The 17,529-nt window shown below is 31.9% G+C and carries 15 protein-coding genes and 1 tRNA gene; 6 read left to right on the forward strand and 10 right to left on the reverse strand.

All coding sequences use genetic code 11. From position 1 onward, the window contains the following. Nucleotides 1-6 precede the first annotated feature (6 nt). Nucleotides 7-2,616: a DNA mismatch repair protein MutS gene (gene mutS / locus VBY68_RS13860; protein WP_415270059.1), complete on the forward strand. Its 2,610-nt coding sequence runs from the start codon at nt 7-9 to the stop codon at nt 2,614-2,616. 3 nt (nt 2,617-2,619) lie between these two features. On the opposite strand, the gene VBY68_RS13865 is transcribed toward mutS, so the two are convergent. Further along, the gene (locus tag VBY68_RS13865) at nt 2,620-4,521 is read right to left on the reverse strand and encodes a tetratricopeptide repeat-containing sensor histidine kinase (protein ID WP_415270060.1); all 1,902 of its coding nucleotides are present in this window, start codon (nt 4,519-4,521) and stop codon (nt 2,620-2,622) included. Nucleotides 4,522-4,721: 200 nt separating this feature from the next. On the opposite strand from VBY68_RS13865, the gene VBY68_RS13870 reads away from it, so the two are divergent. Both VBY68_RS13870 and VBY68_RS13875 read left to right on the forward strand, forming a co-directional pair. Next, complete coding sequence (locus VBY68_RS13870; RefSeq protein ID WP_415270155.1) at nt 4,722-6,056, forward strand: MATE family efflux transporter; 1,335 nt, start codon at nt 4,722-4,724, stop codon at nt 6,054-6,056. A 22-nt stretch (nt 6,057-6,078) separates the two neighbouring features. Continuing rightward, nucleotides 6,079-6,846, forward strand: coding sequence for an enoyl-CoA hydratase/isomerase family protein (locus tag VBY68_RS13875; RefSeq protein WP_124588297.1), 768 nt, complete (start codon nt 6,079-6,081; stop codon nt 6,844-6,846). 4 nt (nt 6,847-6,850) lie between these two features. On the opposite strand, the gene VBY68_RS13880 is transcribed toward VBY68_RS13875, so the two are convergent. From VBY68_RS13880 to VBY68_RS13890, 3 genes are all read right to left on the reverse strand, one after another. Next, nucleotides 6,851-7,726, reverse strand: a complete 876-nt coding sequence (locus tag VBY68_RS13880; RefSeq protein ID WP_415270061.1) for a sterol desaturase family protein — start codon at nt 7,724-7,726, stop codon at nt 6,851-6,853. A gap of 2 nt (nt 7,727-7,728) precedes the next feature. Next, nucleotides 7,729-7,914 (reverse strand): hypothetical protein, encoded by a 186-nt coding sequence (locus VBY68_RS13885; RefSeq protein ID WP_121146429.1) that lies wholly within the window; start codon nt 7,912-7,914, stop codon nt 7,729-7,731. A 133-nt stretch (nt 7,915-8,047) separates the two neighbouring features. After that, nucleotides 8,048-8,917 (reverse strand): AraC family transcriptional regulator, encoded by an 870-nt coding sequence (locus tag VBY68_RS13890; protein ID WP_415270062.1) that lies wholly within the window; start codon nt 8,915-8,917, stop codon nt 8,048-8,050. 336 nt (nt 8,918-9,253) lie between these two features. Here VBY68_RS13890 and VBY68_RS13895 point away from each other — a divergent pair, with 336 nt between their 5' ends. Beyond that, on the forward strand, nt 9,254-9,703 hold the full coding sequence (locus VBY68_RS13895; protein ID WP_099214873.1) for a 6-pyruvoyl trahydropterin synthase family protein: 450 nt from the start codon (nt 9,254-9,256) through the stop codon (nt 9,701-9,703). Nucleotides 9,704-9,761: 58 nt separating this feature from the next. Here the strand turns inward: VBY68_RS13895 and VBY68_RS13900 are convergent, their stop codons facing one another. The 4 genes from VBY68_RS13900 to VBY68_RS13915 all read right to left on the reverse strand — a co-directional run bounded on the left by VBY68_RS13900 (nt 9,762) and on the right by VBY68_RS13915 (nt 13,161). Further along, nucleotides 9,762-10,829, reverse strand: coding sequence for a hypothetical protein (locus VBY68_RS13900; RefSeq protein WP_099214872.1), 1,068 nt, complete (start codon nt 10,827-10,829; stop codon nt 9,762-9,764). 89 nt (nt 10,830-10,918) lie between these two features. Further along, nucleotides 10,919-11,485: an aminoacyl-tRNA hydrolase gene (gene pth / locus VBY68_RS13905; protein WP_121146673.1), complete on the reverse strand. Its 567-nt coding sequence runs from the start codon at nt 11,483-11,485 to the stop codon at nt 10,919-10,921. 137 nt (nt 11,486-11,622) lie between these two features. After that, nucleotides 11,623-12,198 carry a 50S ribosomal protein L25/general stress protein Ctc gene (locus VBY68_RS13910; protein WP_121146426.1) on the reverse strand — a complete coding sequence of 192 codons (576 nt, stop codon included), beginning with the start codon at nt 12,196-12,198 and terminating at the stop codon, nt 11,623-11,625. A 21-nt stretch (nt 12,199-12,219) separates the two neighbouring features. Then, entirely contained in the window at nt 12,220-13,161 is a 942-nt protein-coding gene (locus tag VBY68_RS13915; RefSeq protein ID WP_415270063.1) for a ribose-phosphate pyrophosphokinase, read from the reverse strand. A gap of 111 nt (nt 13,162-13,272) precedes the next feature. On the opposite strand from VBY68_RS13915, the gene VBY68_RS13920 reads away from it, so the two are divergent. After that, nucleotides 13,273-13,356 (forward strand) — tRNA-Leu (locus VBY68_RS13920). Between the two features lie 229 nt (nt 13,357-13,585). Continuing rightward, complete coding sequence (gene katG / locus VBY68_RS13925; protein ID WP_415270064.1) at nt 13,586-15,868, forward strand: catalase/peroxidase HPI; 2,283 nt, start codon at nt 13,586-13,588, stop codon at nt 15,866-15,868. Between the two features lie 66 nt (nt 15,869-15,934). Here the strand turns inward: katG and VBY68_RS13930 are convergent, their stop codons facing one another. Both VBY68_RS13930 and moaC read right to left on the reverse strand, forming a co-directional pair. Further along, nucleotides 15,935-17,050, reverse strand: a complete 1,116-nt coding sequence (locus VBY68_RS13930; protein ID WP_415270065.1) for an NTP transferase domain-containing protein — start codon at nt 17,048-17,050, stop codon at nt 15,935-15,937. After that, on the reverse strand, nt 17,043-17,519 hold the full coding sequence (gene moaC / locus VBY68_RS13935) for a cyclic pyranopterin monophosphate synthase MoaC (RefSeq protein WP_073182316.1): 477 nt from the start codon (nt 17,517-17,519) through the stop codon (nt 17,043-17,045). The genes VBY68_RS13930 and moaC overlap by 8 nt, the downstream gene beginning before the upstream one ends. Nucleotides 17,520-17,529 lie beyond the last annotated feature (10 nt).

A 17,529-nucleotide genomic window follows, 5' to 3' on the forward strand; every position in this document is an offset into this window, starting at 1 on the left:
AGAAATTTGGCAAAAACAAAGGCAAAAAAGGTAACTCCATTAATGCAACAGTATAACGGAATTAAAGCAAAATATCCGGATGCTATGTTGTTATTTAGAGTAGGCGATTTTTATGAAACCTTTGGAGAAGATGCTATAAAAGCATCTAAAGTTTTAGGTATTATTTTAACCAAAAGAGGAAGTGGTAGTGAGAGTGAAACAGCGTTAGCTGGTTTTCCGCACCATTCCTTAAATACCTACTTGCCCAAGTTAGTAAAATCTGGATTGCGTGTTGCTATTTGCGATCAGTTGGAAGATCCAAAAATGACTAAAAAGATTGTAAAACGTGGAGTTACGGAGTTGGTAACCCCTGGGGTTGCTCTAAATGATGAGGTGTTACAATCGAAGTCGAATAACTTTTTAGCAGCAGTTCATTTTGGGAAAAAGCTATTAGGAGTTTCGTTTTTAGATGTTTCTACAGGAGAATTTCTCATAGCTCAAGGAAATGAAGAATATATAGATAAGCTTTTACAAAATTTTACACCTAGTGAAGTTTTGGTTGAAAAGAAACATAAGCAACGATTTTTAGAAGCTTTTACAAATCGTTTTCATGCATTTTATTTGGATGATTGGGTGTTTCAAAAAGATTATGGAGATGAATTGCTTCGAAATCATTTTAAGGTAAAAACATTAAAAGGATTTGGAGTTGAAGAGTTAGAATATGGAATTGTGGCAGGTGGTGCAGCAATGTATTACTTGTCTGAAACACAACATAACAAAATAGAACATATACAATCTATCAGTAGAATTGCGGAAGATAATTATGTGTGGATGGATCGCTTTACCGTAAAAAATTTAGAATTATACGGTGGGAATTCGGTAAACTCGGTTTCGTTATTGGATGTAATTGATAAAACTATTTCTCCTATGGGAGGACGTTTATTAAAACGTTGGTTAGCGCTTCCATTAAAAGATTTAGCTCAAATTCAACAGCGACATGAATTAGTAAAGTTTTTAATTGATGACGATACTTTTTCTGAAACTGTAACCTACCAATTAAAACAAATTTCTGATATCGAACGATTGATATCAAAAGTTGCTACGGGTAAGGTTTCTCCACGAGAAGTAATTTTGTTGAAAAACTCGTTAAAAGCTATTATTCCAATAAAAGATTCCGCAGAAAAAAGTAAGAACAAAGCAGTTCAAGAAATAGGAAAACAATTGCACGATTGCAAAACGCTGATTGATAAAATTACTGAGACAGTTTTAGAAGAAGCTCCTGTAAATATTAATAAAGGAAATGCGATTGCTAGTGGAGTTTCAGAAGAACTGGATGAATTACGTGACATTTCAAACTCTGGAAAAGAGTATTTAGATACGATGCTAGCTCGCGAAACTGAGCGAACTGGAATTCCGAGTTTAAAAATTGCTTTTAATAATGTTTTCGGATATTATATTGAAGTTAGAAATACGCATAAAGATAAAGTTCCAGAAGAGTGGATTCGTAAGCAAACCTTAGTGAATGCTGAACGCTACATCACTGAAGAGTTAAAAGAATACGAAGCTAAAATTTTAGGGGCAGAAGAGAACATTCAGCAGTTAGAAACAGAGATTTTTGCCAAGTTAGTACAGTATATTATTGGTTTTGTACAACCTGTACAACAAAACGCACAAAATGTGGCTAAGATTGATGCTTTACAATCGTTCGCAACCTTAGCTACCGAGAATAATTATGTGCGTCCGTTAATGGATGACAGCACTGATATTGAAATCAAAAATGGTCGTCACCCAGTTATTGAAAAACAATTACCAATTGGTGAAGAATACATAGCTAATGATGTTGTCTTGAACCGTAACCAGCAACAAATTATTATGATTACAGGTCCTAACATGTCTGGTAAATCGGCAATTTTACGTCAAACAGCTTTGATTGTGTTATTAGCACAAATGGGAAGTTATGTTCCCGCACAAAATGCTCGCATTGGTATGGTGGATAAGATTTTTACCAGAGTAGGAGCTAGTGACAATATTTCGATGGGAGAATCTACATTTATGGTAGAAATGAACGAAACAGCTTCTATTTTAAATAACATTTCCGATCGTAGTTTGGTGTTGTTAGATGAAATTGGAAGAGGAACGTCTACCTATGACGGAATTTCTATTGCTTGGGCGATTTCGGAATATTTACATGAACATCCTTCGAAAGCAAAAACGTTATTTGCAACACACTATCACGAGCTGAACGAAATGACTTCGACGTTTGAGCGTATTAAGAACTTTAATGTATCGGTAAAAGAGTTAGATAATAGCATTATTTTCTTGCGTAAATTGGTAAAAGGAGGAAGCGATCATAGTTTTGGTATTCATGTAGCAAAATTAGCGGGAATGCCAAGTATGGTAATTCATAGAGCAAACAAAATTCTAAAAGAGTTAGAAGACTCACATTCACACAAAGAGGTTAAAGAAACCTTGAAAGAAGCACAGCATGAAGATATGCAAATGAGCTTTTTTCAGTTAGACGACCCGTTGTTAGAAGATATTCGAGAAGAAATTTTAACCACCAATATTGATACCTTAACACCGATTGAAGCACTTATGAAGCTGAATGAAATTAAACGAATGTTGACGAAAAAGTAAAATTTACGCATGACTACGAACAAAATATGAAGAGGAGTAGTTTGTTAATTGCTCATTGAAATTTGTGGGGATTGATATTTTTAAGGAAGTTCCGTCTCCTAGTTTTGAGATTATTTCAATTGTACCTTTTAGTTTTTCTGTTCTCGAATGGATGTTTTTTAACCCTATTCCGTTATTTTTTTTTGTAGAATCAAAACCAATTCCATTGTCTTTTACTTCAATTATTAAATTTGTATTTTCTTTATAAATATTAAGTTGTACATGAGTAGCTTTGGCATGTTTAATACAGTTTTGAAGAGTTTCTTGAAGAATTCGATAGATATTATGTTTAATTTTTTCACCAACATCTGTCCAATTAAAAGGATTAGGAATATCTAAAAGATACTCAAAATTTCCTAAATTACTTTTCTCTTCCAATAAATCTATAAGTACTAATTTGAAGTTGTCAGACTCGTTAATTTTATAACTCAATTTATGTGAAACGTTCCTTATTTCTTTTTCTACCTGTTGAAGTTCGTTTAATAAGTGTTGATGTTTATGAAGCTCATCAGGATCTCCTTTTAAATTTAAAAAGCCTAAACCAAGTCGTGTTCCAAATAACTTGCTTAAAACACCGTCGTGTAACTCTTGAGCTATTCTATCTCGTTCTAAATATTTAGCTTTTGTTTTTTGTAGTTGGGTTTGGTATAATAACTGTTTTCTTCTTAATACAAAAAACAAAGAACCAACCCCTAGACCTAATAGACTAATAATAGCCAATAACCAACCTATGGTTTTTTGTTGTTTTTGTTGAACTACTTCTTCTTTTAAAATTGTGTTTTCTTTTTCTTTTTTGTCAGTTTCGTATCGAATTTTAGCAAATTGATTTTTTAATTGTCGTTCATTTTGGAAGAGACTATCATTTAAAGAGATATATTCCAATAAGTATTGTTTTGATTTTTTCCCATTTGTTAAGTAGGAGAGATTTATTAAAGACTCAAGCCATTTTTTGTTATTATGAGTCAGTTTTGCATATTTTAAAGCTTCTTTGGAATGAAATAAAGCTTCTTGAGTCTGATTTAAATCTTTATAATAATTAGAAATATTGATATGAGTTGTAGGCAATTCACGATTTTCTTTGTGTTTTTTTCTAATTGATAAAACTTCTTGATATTGTTGTAAAACATTTTCTTTTTTACCTAATAAGAAGTTACTTGCTGCTAAGTTTTCTAATAAAAGAGCATAAATTTTAGGGAACTTTTTATTCAATCCTTTGATATGTAGTCCATTATTAAAAAAAACAATTGCTTTATTGTGGTCTTGTCTTCTTTGATACAATAACCCTAAATTATTATTTGTAAACAAGTAGCTACGTAGGTCTTTTGTTATGTTGTTTATTTGTAAGGTTTTGTTATAGTATTCAATAGCATTGTTTTTTTGACCCAATTCTTCAGCAATTATCCCCAAATTATTATAGACTCTTTCCAAATATATAGAAGGTTCAATAGGTTCTAAATACTTTAATGCTTCTATCAGGCTAATTTCACCACCTAAAAAATCATTAGCTTCTTTTTGTAAAATAGAAAGGCTGAGTAAACGCCTCCCAACGGCTAAGGAATCATGTAGTCTTTTTGAAATATCTTTAGAGCGGTGGTAATAATAAAAAGCACTATCATTGGTATAGGTAAGTTTACTTTGCAAGGCTTTAAAATGAAAATACTTGGCAAGTAAAATAGAGTCGTTGGTCTTTTTGTATAAAGAATCAACCTTTTTCGTAATGGTTTTTAATAAGGGAAGTTTTTTGCTAAAATAAGCTTGTCTTCCGTTTTCTATAAGCTCTTTTTTGAATACAATAATTGTTGAATCTTTTTTTTGAGAAAAAAGAGTGATAGAAATAAAAAAAAAGGTTAGAAATAGTAATCGCATTCTCTTATAAGAAATAAGATTTAAAAGTAGTGTTTTTAGTTTTATTGTAGTATTCAACTCAAAGATTTATTCCTTAATTAATGGCGAAAAAAATTAATGCATTTTAGAGTGTTTTGTAAAATGCTATTTGCTAACCAAAAATAAGTACTATTAAAGCTATAGAATCAATATTGAATATTACTACTTTTGATCTTTGTATGATGAATCACGATATTAGTTTTAAACATATAAACAAACTAGCAATGCCTGCACTAATTGCAGGAGTTGCAGAACCTTTACTTTCTACTACAGATTTAGCTATTGTAGGTAATATAGAGTACAACGCTACTGAAAGTATTGCCGCTATTGGTATTGTAGGGGCTTTTTTATCTATGCTAATTTGGGTTTTTGGGCAAACACGCAGTGGAATTTCATCAATCGTTTCACAATATTTAGGTGCCAATAAACTTGATGAAATTAAAAACTTACCCGCACAAGCTATTGTTATTGTACTAGGCGTAAGTGCTCTTATTTTAGGAGTCAGTTATCCTTTTGCCAAAGAAATTTTTGAATTATACAATGCTTCAGGAACCATTTTAGACTATTCTGTTGAGTATTATAAAATCCGTGTTTTTGGGTTCCCGTTTACGCTTTTTACGATTGCTGTTTTTGGTACATTTAGAGGTTTACAAAACACCTATTATCCGATGGTAATTGCACTCATTGGAACGTTTATTAATATTGTACTAGATGTCGTTTTGGTTTACGGAGTAGAAGGTTTTGTTCCAGCTATGCATATTCAAGGGGCTGCCTATGCAAGTGTTGTTGCACAAATTACAATGGCAATAATTTCTGCAGTATTATTATTAAAAAAGACGGATATTTCGTTAAAATTCAGCTTGCCATTTAATACTGAAATTCCAAAATTCATAGTAATGGTGTTGAATCTTTTCGTAAGAACGATAGCACTAAATGTTGCATTGTACTTTGGAACTTCTTATGCTACTGACTATGGAGATGCTTACATTGCAGCTTATACCATCGGATTCAATATATGGCTTATGGGGGCTTTTATGATTGATGGATATTCTTCTGCAGGAAATATTTTATCAGGTAAATTATTGGGTGCTAAAGCTTATAAAACATTGGTAACTTTAGGAAATAGATTAATTACTTACGGATTCCTCTTTGGATTATTATTAGCCGTTGTGGGGTTTGTTTTATATCAATTTATAGGAAAAGTATTCACTAAAGAACCAGAGGTTTTAGAGCAGTTTTATAATACCTTTTGGATTATTTTAATCATGCAACCTATATGTTCTATCGCTTTTATTTATGACGGAATGTTCAAAGGAATGGGAGAAATGAAATTTCTACGAAATGTTTTGTTATTAGCAACAGGATTAGTGTTTGTTCCTACATTGTTATATTTTGACTCTCTTGGGTATAAACTCTATGCTATTTGGATAGCTTTTTTCTTGTGGATGATTGCGAGAGGCACTCCATTAATTGTTAAGTTTAGAAGAAAGTTTTTACCCCTAGCTCAAAAAATGTAATTTTGAAGAAACAAGAAAACAAATGACTACAACTAGAGAAAACGGAAGTTTATACACCCATATAGAAAACAAGATTGCAACGGTAGAATTTGGACACCCAGCAAGTAACTCTTTTCCAAGTGTATTGTTAGAACGTTTAGCAAACGAATTTGATAAACTTTCAATTAATGATGAGGTTTCGGTAATTGTATTAAAATCAGAAGGGGAACGAGCTTTTTGTGCTGGTGCATCTTTTGACGAATTGGTATCGATTGATAACTTAGAAGATGGAAAAGCTTTTTTCTCAGGGTTTGCGAATGTAATCAACGCTATGCGCAGATGTTCGAAACTAATTATTGGTAGAGTTCAAGGGAAAACAGTTGGAGGCGGAGTTGGTTTAGCAGCCGCTTGTGATTATGTATTAGCTACAGAGCACGCTTCTATCAAACTTTCTGAGTTTACAATAGGTATTGGTCCGTTTGTGATTGCGCCAGCCGTAGAGCGTAAAATAAGCGTTAGTGGATTAGCAGAATTAACTTTAGATGCTACCAGTTGGAAAAATGCATACTGGGCAAAAGAAAAAGGCTTGTACGCCCGGGTTTTTGAAACGCAAAATGAATTGGATAAAGAAGTTGAGATTTTATCAGAAAAACTAGCTTCATATAATCCTGAAGCGTTAGCTGAAATGAAAAAAGCTTTGTGGAAAGGTACTGAGCATTGGGAAGAGTTATTAATTGAACGAGCTGAAACTTCTGGTAAGCTTGTATTATCAGATTTTACAAAAAAAGCATTAGAAAAATTCAAGAGCTAAGGAATTAGCTCTTTTTTTCGTAAAAATAATCTGGCTTCCATATTAGATTACCAAAAATAATTTTCAGTTTATGTTTTAAGGTTTTACACCTTTTAACATCTTTCCATATGTTTTTATATTCAATAAAATTTATTTTAATAGGACTGTTGGTTTTAATGTTTTTAGTTAGTCCATAAATTACTTTTTCTTCCTCCCTTTGAAATGTACCGAATACCTTATCCCAAATAATTAAAAAACCACCATAATTTTTATCTAAATACTTGTTATTAGAACCATGGTGTACTCTATGCACTGAAGGAGTGTTAAACACTTCATCTAACCAGCCTAATTTGCCAATATATTCTGTATGAATCCATGTTTGAAATTGAGCTACTAGAATCAACCCGACAATAGCTTGAAATGGAGAAAAACCAACTAAAACCATTGGAATTAGGAAAGCCCATTCAAATAAACCCTCTACAATACTTAAACGCATTGAAATGGTAAGATTATAATCTTCAGATGAATGATGAACACTATGACTAGCCCATAATATTCGATGCTCATGCTCTAAACGATGCATCCAATAATAGGTAAAATCAGCAACGAAAAAAGCGAATATCCAAGTAAAAGTATTTATAGGTATTGATAAAGGCGTTATCCAATGAAATGGCATTAAAAAGATTACACCAATAGATCCTATAATTGTTTTTTCAATAAGTTGATTTAAGAAAAAGATACTAATATTTGCAAAGGTGTCTTTCCAACGCCTTTTTTTTCTAACAATAAAATCGACTAACAATTCAATGATAATTAAGCTTGTATTAAATAGGAAAAAATAACCTACATACAACATAATATTAGACTCTTCAAATAATGATATTAATTTGGCAAAGCTCATTTTTATCTTTCTTTTTCAGTTATATATTCAGGAATAAAATAAGAGAACCATAAAAACCACAATAGGTTTGTTAATACCCAAGGAGAATTGTTTCCTTGAAAAAAGTCAATTATATAAGTAATGTAATATATACCGACAAAACCTAAAAAACCTAAATACCAATACTTGTGAAATTTGTAATCTTTCATGTGTTCATAATTTGTTTAATTCACAACACAAAAATAGTCTGGGTAATGTAGGAGTGTTTGTCTATTTAGGACAAAAATGACCTTAGTATAAGGGTCAAAGAAAGAATATTAATTTCTGTTTATAGGTGTTCGATTAAATTACTGGAATGTAGATTTCTGTAATTAATTCTTCTTGAGAAGTATTTTCCTCATCGTTTAAATAAAATTCTAAGGTTGGTGCGTCAGCAAACTCTAATTGAACCTCATATATCCAATGTGCGTAAATTGTATTGTATGTTTCAAAACAGCTTTCATGACTTCCTTTATGAATAAATTTGGCATATTTTTGAGAAGCAACTTCTTTAACTTTAAACATTCCTTCAACTTCAATTTTTTGTGCTTCTGTAAGTATAATTCCTGCATTATACCTACAATTAATAGATTCCGTTATTTCATCGTCATCCAAAACTTCACCAAGAACAATAGTTTTATCAGTTAATAATTTACACTTATGAGCATATTTTAAAAGCTGTTTCCAGGTTTTCTCAATACCTTTTACATTTTCATAAGTTCCTTTATATTGTAAATAAAGCATTTGAAATGTAGGAAGGGTTTCAATTTCAAACTTTAATAAAGATTCATTTTTTTCATTAGATTCTTCTAAAAGTTGATTTGTGATTTTTTGTTGCAGTGTATAAGAGTTCCTAAATCTAGATGGTGTGCAGCGAAAATACTTTTTAAAAGCTTTACTAAAAGCTGCTATATCACTATATCCAATTTCTAGGGCAATATCTGAAATTTCATTATCTGAAAATTTTAAATACTCTGCAGCTTTTTCTAGTTTTCTTCTTTTAAGAAACTGACCAATAGTTTCATGTTGTAAGGCTAAAAATATTCTATTAATATTTCGATAGGAATAAAAGGAAATATCTTCTATTTCATGTATATCAATTGATGTTTTAAAACGCTTTTCTAAAAAATCTAACAACTTATTAAACCGCTCTACTTGTGTTGAGTTTTTCATATATTAAAGTTAAATATAATCTCATATTAATGTTTGTTAGTTTAAGACAAAAATTATGTCAAATTATAGAATGTACTTTTTATAATAATTGTGATTACGAGTTTAATGAAAAAGCAATAAATTGAAATCAAATTCGTACTTTTGGCGAATAAAACAAGCATTAAAATGGGAAATTCTTTCTTCGCTATTTTAGCAGCAGGTGTTGCAGTTATTTATTTCTTTAATAAATATAGAGCAAACAAAAGATTTAAAAGAAAATAAGAGTCACCACAACAAACGTAGAGAAGTAATCTTTTTTAAAGGTTATTTTATCGCTTCTTTACAAATAGAAAATTTATGAGTAAGATTCGAATTACCAAACAGTTTACTTTTGAAACTGGGCATGCGTTATATGGTTATGACGGAAAGTGTAAAAATGTTCACGGGCATAGTTATAAACTTTCAGTTACTGTGATTGGTTCTCCGATTACAGATACTAGTAATGTTAAATACGGAATGGTAATTGATTTTGGTGATCTAAAGAAGATTGTGAAAGAAGATATTGTTGATGTATTTGACCATGCTACAGTTTTTAACGAAAATACGCCTCATGTTGAGTTGGCACAGGAGCTAAAAAATAGAGGACACCATGTGATTTTAGTTGATTATCAGCCAACAAGTGAAATGATGGTGATTGATTTTGCTAAGAAAATTCAAAGCAGACTTCCTGAAAATATCAAACTACACGCCATTAAATTACAGGAAACAGATACTAGTTTTGCTGAGTGGTATGCTTCAGATAATTAAGATAAAAGAGAAATAAAAAAGGAGGTTTTATATAAAACCTCCTTTTTTATTGATGTATTTAATTACACTGTTCGTTTAACTTTTTAAAGTCTTTCTTTTTAAAATATGAGTAGCTGGTAATACCAGAATGTGGAATAAAACCAATAATCTCTTTAGTTTTAGCATTCATGATTACTTTATGAGTTACTGGAATAACTGTAGATGTAGTCACTGGCCCAAATCCCCCTCTCTGTTTCATTAATTTTTTTATAATTGGGAACCCAATTAAAACATCTTCTTTGTTTGCGACAGCTTCGGCAATTCTATTAGGAGAAACAAGTTCTGTTTTAGCTTTCGGGAGTAAGCTCTGTAATTCGTTTTTTATTTTACCATGAACAATGGCTTCTTGAAATAGAATAGTATTTCCTTTGAGTTTAGAACAATTTCTTTTCATTTCTTCTTCAGCAAAGTCTTCAAAAGAAACTTTTTTATTAAGGTTAATAGCTTTTTCTATATATTTTTGAGATAAAACAAGAGATGTAATCATATTTTCTTTTGATAAATATGTTGGCCCATTTTCTCTTTCTTTTTTTAACTTTTCAATAGCTTTTTTAAGTTCTTTATCGGCATAACCAGGCAAATTGTAATTTACATTTGTGATATGATTTTTATATACAGCTTTTTTTCTGTTTTTTTCAGATGCACCATAGGTAATAGCATAAATATCCATTGTAGACAGAGTATTTAAGTCCGCCATAACTACATCTATAGTTAAATTTAATATAGCAAAGGAGTTAGATTTATTTTTAATTAAATCTTCTACCTGCTTGTTAGTAAAATATTGAATATTATGGGTTTTGTTTAGCTTCCAATATTCAGTAACAACATCTTTAATGTTTTTGTTAAAATAAGAAATATGATTTTTATAATCGTTTAATTCTTTTTGGTACTTTTCTTTCTTTTTATTGCTTTTTGCAATCTTTTTTTCAAGACGTTTAACATAGTTCTCGTCTTCTTCATAAATAATAACAGCTAGAGGTCTTTCTGTAAGTTGCTTTACTTCCTCAATTTTTCCTTTAAAGCAATTTTGACCGTTTGAAACAAAACAGGTAAATGTTAATAGTAAAGTAAGTAGTGTCTTTTTCATTTTCAAAAAATTTTATGAGTGGCAAAGAAATAATAAATCAACTGATTGTACAATTTTTAAAGATTGATTTTTTGTGAGAAGAATTATAGTTACTTCCCGTTAAACTCGTTCATGGTGTTGGCTAAACCTGCTGTAATAAAAGAAGTAACCGCTTTTACAGAAAAAGGAATGCGTTCAATCATTGCGCTTTCTTCTTCAGCATTCCATTCACCTAAAACATAATCTACTTGTCGACCTTTACTATATTCAGCTCCTACACCAAAGCGAAAACGAGGGTAAGCACCTGTATTAAACTTATCTTGAATATCTTTTAGTCCGTTGTGTCCACCAGAACTTCCTTTTCCTTTGATACGAATCTTTCCGAAATCAATATTTAAGTCATCAGTAATAATTAATAAGTTTTCAACTTGAATGTTTTCTTTTTGCATCCAGTATTTAACCGCTTTTCCGCTTAAGTTCATATAAGTATTCGGTTTTAAAACGATAACAGTCTTACCTTTTATTTTAAGTTTAGCTATATCACCTAACTTTTCAGTTTCAAAAGAACCTTCATGTTCTTTTACGAAAGCATCTACTATTTTAAAGCCAATATTATGACGTGTATTGTCATATTTTTCACCAATATTACCTAAGCCTACAATTAAAAATTTCTTCATAAAATTGTCTTCTTTCTCTGTTAATTGTTTTGTAGAAAAACCAAATAATCTTTTAAAAAAAGTTCTAAAAACCATACATCAAAAATAAAAAAAGCGCTACACATGGTAACGCTTTTGTATAATTATAGTATTGCGGTCTATGCTTCTGCTTCAGAAGCTGCTTTAGCAGCATTACGAGACATACGAACTTGAGCAACTACTGTGTTGTCTGGGTGTAAGAAAGTATATTTATCATTCTTTAACTCAGTAACATATAATTTATTACCAATTTCTAACTCAGTAATATCAGCTTCGATAAAATCTGGTAAGTTAGCAGGTAATGCTTTTACTTTTAATTTACGTAAGTTGTGACGTAAAGCACCCCCTACCATAACACCTTTAGAAGATCCTACTAAACGTACAGGAATATCCATAGTTACAGCTTTGTCTTCAAATAATTGATAGAAGTCTACGTGTAAAATGCTATCATGTACTGGGTGGAACTGTATATCTTGTAATACAGCATTGTATGTTACACCATCTAATTCAATCGTAGCAGTAAATACATCTGGAGTATATACTAATGGCTTGAACGATTTTTCGTCAGCTGAAAAGTGAACAGGCTTGTCTCCTCCGTATAATACGCAAGGAACCTTTCCAGCATTACGTAAGGCTTTGGTTGCTTTTTTACCTACGCTTTCTCTTTGAGATCCTTTGATTGTAATTGATTTCATTACTTTGTTTATTAAGTTTATTTACATTAAAAATTGATCGCTAATAGATGTATTGTCTTGAACTTTATGCATCACATCAGCGAACAAAGCGGCGCAAGATACAACTTTTATTTTAGAAATGTTCTTTTTTAAAGGAATTGTATCTGAAACGATTAGCTCTGTTAATTGCGAGTTTTGAATTCTTTCATAAGCATTACCAGAAAGAATTGGGTGTGTACAAATGGCGCGTACACTTTTGGCACCACGTTCCATCATTAAATCAGCTGCTTTGGTAAGTGTTCCGCCAGTATCAATCATATCATCTACAAGAATAACATTCTTACCTTCTACTTCACCAATTAGCTCCATGTGAGAAATTACATTGGCTTTTTGACGTTGTTTATAGCAAATAACAACATCACATTCTAAGTATTTAGAATAGGCATAGGCTCTTTTAGATCCTCCCATATCAGGAGAAGCGATGGTTAAATTATCTAACTTTAAGCTTTTTACGTAAGGTAAAAAGATAGTAGAAGCAAATAAATGATCTACCGGTTTTTCAAAGAAGCCTTGAATTTGATCAGCATGTAAATCCATGGTCATAATTCTAGTGGCTCCAGCTGTTTCTAATAATTTAGCTACTAATTTAGCTCCAATTGCCACACGAGGTTTGTCTTTTCTGTCCTGACGAGCCCAACCAAAATAAGGCATTACAGCAGTAATATGTCTTGCAGAAGCACGTTTAGCAGCATCACACATTAATAACATTTCCATTAAGTTATCAGTTGAAGGAAAAGTTGATCCTACAATGAAAACTCTTCGTCCTCTAATTGATTCTTCAAAAGCAGGTTGAAATTCACCATCACTAAAATGTGTAGTAATTACATTTCCTAGTTTGGTTCCGTAAGCATTGGCAATTTCTTCTGCTAGTTCGACACTTTGTGAACACGCAAAGATTTTTGGGCTTAATTGATTTGTAGCCATTTACAAAAAGATATTTTTAGTTAGTGTTGTTGTTGCGGCAAAAATAAAACTATTTTAAGAGTTTAAAAGATATTTTAAATGAAATATTTTATAGATTTGCACTCTCCAAATGCCAAAGTGGTGGAATTGGTAGACACGTCGGATTCAAAATCCGATGCTCGCAAGGGCGTGTGGGTTCGAGTCCCACCTTTGGTACAAAAAGCACTTTATCTTTTTAAAATTAAGATTAGGTGCTTTTTTTTATACACTTAATTTAAAAGGAGAGAATTACTACTTCCTCAAAAACATAAAATACATCCTAAGTTTTTTATTTTAGAAATAAAGATAAATCTAAGTTACATCAATATAAATTATTTCTATTTAAAATAGAAAAAACATAACTATTTCAAATATAGATTTGCTGAAAATCAATTAATAATTTATAATGAAAAAAATAATCTTAAGCGTAGTAACAGCTTCTTTGCTTTTTTCTTGTAGTGGTAAACAAAACCATGGAGAAGAAAAAGAAAAGGGAGGATGTCCTTTTGGTTTTGATAAAGGACACAAAAAAGAACAGTTAACAGAAACTAAGTCAAACAAAGATTGGTGGCCCAATAAGTTAGATTTAGATGTACTTGCACAAAACTCGGAATTATCTAATCCGATGGGAGAAAGTTTTAATTATGCTGATGAATTTAATAAGCTAGATTATGCAGCGTTAAAAGCAGACCTAACTAAGCTAATGACAGATTCTCAAGATTGGTGGCCTGCTGATTATGGACATTACGGACCTTTATTCATTCGTATGGCGTGGCATAGTGCTGGAACATACCGTACCGGAGATGGTAGAGGAGGAACTCGTATGGGAATTCAACGTTTTGCTCCACAAAATAGTTGGCCAGATAATGCTAACTTAGATAAAGCTAGAAGACTATTATGGCCTATAAAACAAAAGTACGGTAAGAAGATTTCTTGGGCAGATTTAATGATTTTAACAGGAAATGTGGCTATAGAGTCTATGGGACTGAAAACTATTGGTTTTGCTGGAGGTAGAGAAGATGTTTGGGTACCACAAGAAGATGTGTATTGGGGATCAGAATCAGGTTGGTTAGAAAGTAGAAGGTTGAATGAGAATGGAGAGCTAGATTTAGAAGTAGAAAACCCTTTGGCAGCAGTACAAATGGGATTGATTTATGTAAACCCTGAGGGCCCAGACGGAAACCCAGATCCAGTAGCATCAGCAAAAAACATACGTATTTCATTTGGTAGAATGGGAATGAATGATGAAGAAACAGTTGCTTTAATAGCAGGTGGACACACTTTTGGAAAAACACACGGAGCAGGATCTGCAGATAATGTAGGGCCTTCACCAGAAGCTGCTGGTATTGAAGAACAAGGATTAGGGTGGAAGAGTAGCTACAAGTCGGGTAAAGGTAAAGATGCCATCACTTCTGGTTTAGAAGTTATTTGGACACCTACACCTACTCGTTGGAGTCATGCTTTTTTAAATACATTGTTTAATAATGAATGGGAGTTAACTAAAAGTCCGGCAGGAGCACATCAATGGGCAGCTAAAGACGTTGGAGAGGTTTTTCCTGATGCTTTTGATAAAAATAAGAGACACAGACCTACGATGTTAACTTCAGATTTAGCTTTAAAGTTTGATCCTGAATACAAGAAAGTTTGTGAAAAATTCTTAGAGGACCCTTTGTCTTTTGATAAAGCTTTTGCGAAAGCTTGGTTTAAATTAACTCACAGAGACATGGGGCCTAAAACTACATACGTAGGTCCAGAAATTCCTGAAGAGGAGTTTATATGGCAAGACCCTATACCTACACGTACTCATAAGTTAATTACAGAAGTAGATATTAACTCATTAAAAAAAGAGATTTTAAACTCAGGTATTCCACATAACCAATTAATAGAAACAGCTTGGGCATCAGCTTCTTCTTTTAGAGGTTCTGATAGAAGGGGAGGAGCAAATGGAGCACGTATTCGCTTAGAACCACAGGTTAATTGGGAGAGCAATAATCCTACACAATTAAAAAAAGTATTGGCAGTTTATGAGGAGCTTCAATCAAAGTTTAACAATGGTTCTAACGACAGAAAGGTTTCTATGGCGGACTTAATTGTTTTAGGAGGTTCAGCAGCTGTAGAAGAAGCGGCAAAAAAAGCAGGATTTTCAATAAAAGTTCCTTTTAATCCAGGTAGAATGGATGCTATACAAGAGCAAACAGATGTAAAATCTTTTGCTGTTTTAGAACCAATGGCGGATGGTTTTAGAAACTATCAAAAAAAGAGATACACGCTTAAGCCAGAAGAATTGTTGGTTGATAAAGCACAGTTATTAACCTTAACAGCTCCTGAAATGACGGTATTGGTTGGTGGTATGAGAGCTTTAAATGCAAATTATAATAACTCAAAAAATGGAGTGTTAACTTATAATCCAGGAGAGTTAACGAATGATTTCTTTGTAAATCTGTTAGATATGAATACGTATTGGGAACCTATTTCTGAAGAACAATTAATTTTTGAAGGAAAAGATAGAGTTACTAATAAAGTAAAATGGACAGCGTCTAGAACTGATTTAATTTTTGGTTCTAATTCTGAATTAAGAGCTTTAGCTGAGGTATATGCGAGTGATGATGCTAAAGAAAAGTTTGTAAAAGACTTTATTATTGCTTGGGTTAAGGTAATGAACCTAGATAGGTTTGATTTAAAGTCTTAAATAATATAGAGTAAGTAAGAATATTGAAAACCTATGTCAAGAAAACCTTGGCATAGGTTTCTTTAATTATATCAAATTTTCAATATCTTTTTTAGCTTCTTTAAACTCTTCAGGAGTGTTAATGTTTCTAATAAGGTTATCATCAACTTCAACAATTTCTACATCAGAGTTAATTAACATTTTACGAGGGCAAGAATACCCTTGGGATAAGTACTGAAGTAGTTTTCCGTAAGCCTTTGGCTCATAAATGGTAATTAATGGTTCAGGAAATTCTTTGTTTTTTCCTTTGATTGCTGTAGCAACTTTACTTGGGTTTCTTTTCTGTAAAAGGAGAGAAATAAGTTCTTTATTTACAAAAGGAACATCGGTTGCTAGTACTAACCAAGCTGTATTTGGGTTCTTTTGAAAAGCAGAACAAATACCCCCAAAAGGTCCTAAGTTTAAAAAGGTATCGTGAATTTCATTTTCTTTTTCAGAAGATTTTTGAACAGAAAAGAAAGTGTCTAAAGAGCAGTTTTCTAACAACTCTTTAGCGTATTGTTTTTGAGGTTTTCCAAAATAACTTAATTCTGATTTGTCACTACCCATTCGAGTACTTTTTCCACCAACTAATACTAAACCTTTCACAGGAGTGATATATTCTTCAATCAAATTTTGAATATGCTTTGTAATTTCATCCACTTGGTCAATTGTGTAGCTAGTAATGTTTTTTATATGTGGAAAACGTTCTAGTAAACAATCAAAATAGGTTGAGTTTTCATTCAATAGAATTACAAATTGAATATTTGTTAATTGATCCAGTCGTTTTTTTACCGAGGCTTCTTTTTCACCATCTAAAATTAAAATTTGTTTAGCTCCTTGGTAATGATTTCCGTTAATGAACACAAAGTCATGATTGTAAAACTGTAAACGTTGTTCATATTTATTTACAGAAGAAGTTGTGTTTAGTTGTAAATTTCCTTCATGATGAAAGGTGTATTCAGTTAGGGTGTTTTGCTCAACATCTTTAGCATGTGATGCGTCAAAATATCCTAAGTTATAGTTTGATAATCTTTTTGAAACGTTATGAACTAAATCAGCGATAACCCCACACTTAGTTCCTAAAATAGCTACTTCATTAGGCGCAAAAATATCATTATACTTCTTAACTAGATTTGTATGTTTAGTATGTTTTTTATCCATTTTTAATATCCGATTTACCACCAGTTTTCTCTACCAATTTCACTTCTTGAATCACCATTTTTTGACTGATAGCTTTACACATATCGTAAATGGTTAAACAAGTTGCTGAAGCACCTGTAAGCGCTTCCATTTCTACTCCCGTTTTTCCTTCAATGGTCACTTTACAAAAAACTTCTACATACTCATCGTCTACAATATTGATATCAATGTCCACACCATTGATTAACAAAGGATGGCACATTGGGATGATATCTGAAGTTTTTTTCACAGCTTGAATTCCAGCAATGATAGCGGTTTGAAAAACAGGTCCTTTTTTAGTGATGAGTTCATTATTGGTAAAATGACTCACAATTTCAGAACCTAAAAACATAGTTGCTTTAGCAATAGCGGTACGTTTCGTGATTTTTTTATCAGAAACATTTACCATTTTAGGTTGGTTTTGTTCGTTTATGTGGGAAAAATTACTCACTCTGTATAAA

This window comes from Tenacibaculum ascidiaceicola, assembly GCF_047470925.1.
GTDB lineage: Bacteria > Bacteroidota > Bacteroidia > Flavobacteriales > Flavobacteriaceae > Polaribacter > Polaribacter discolor.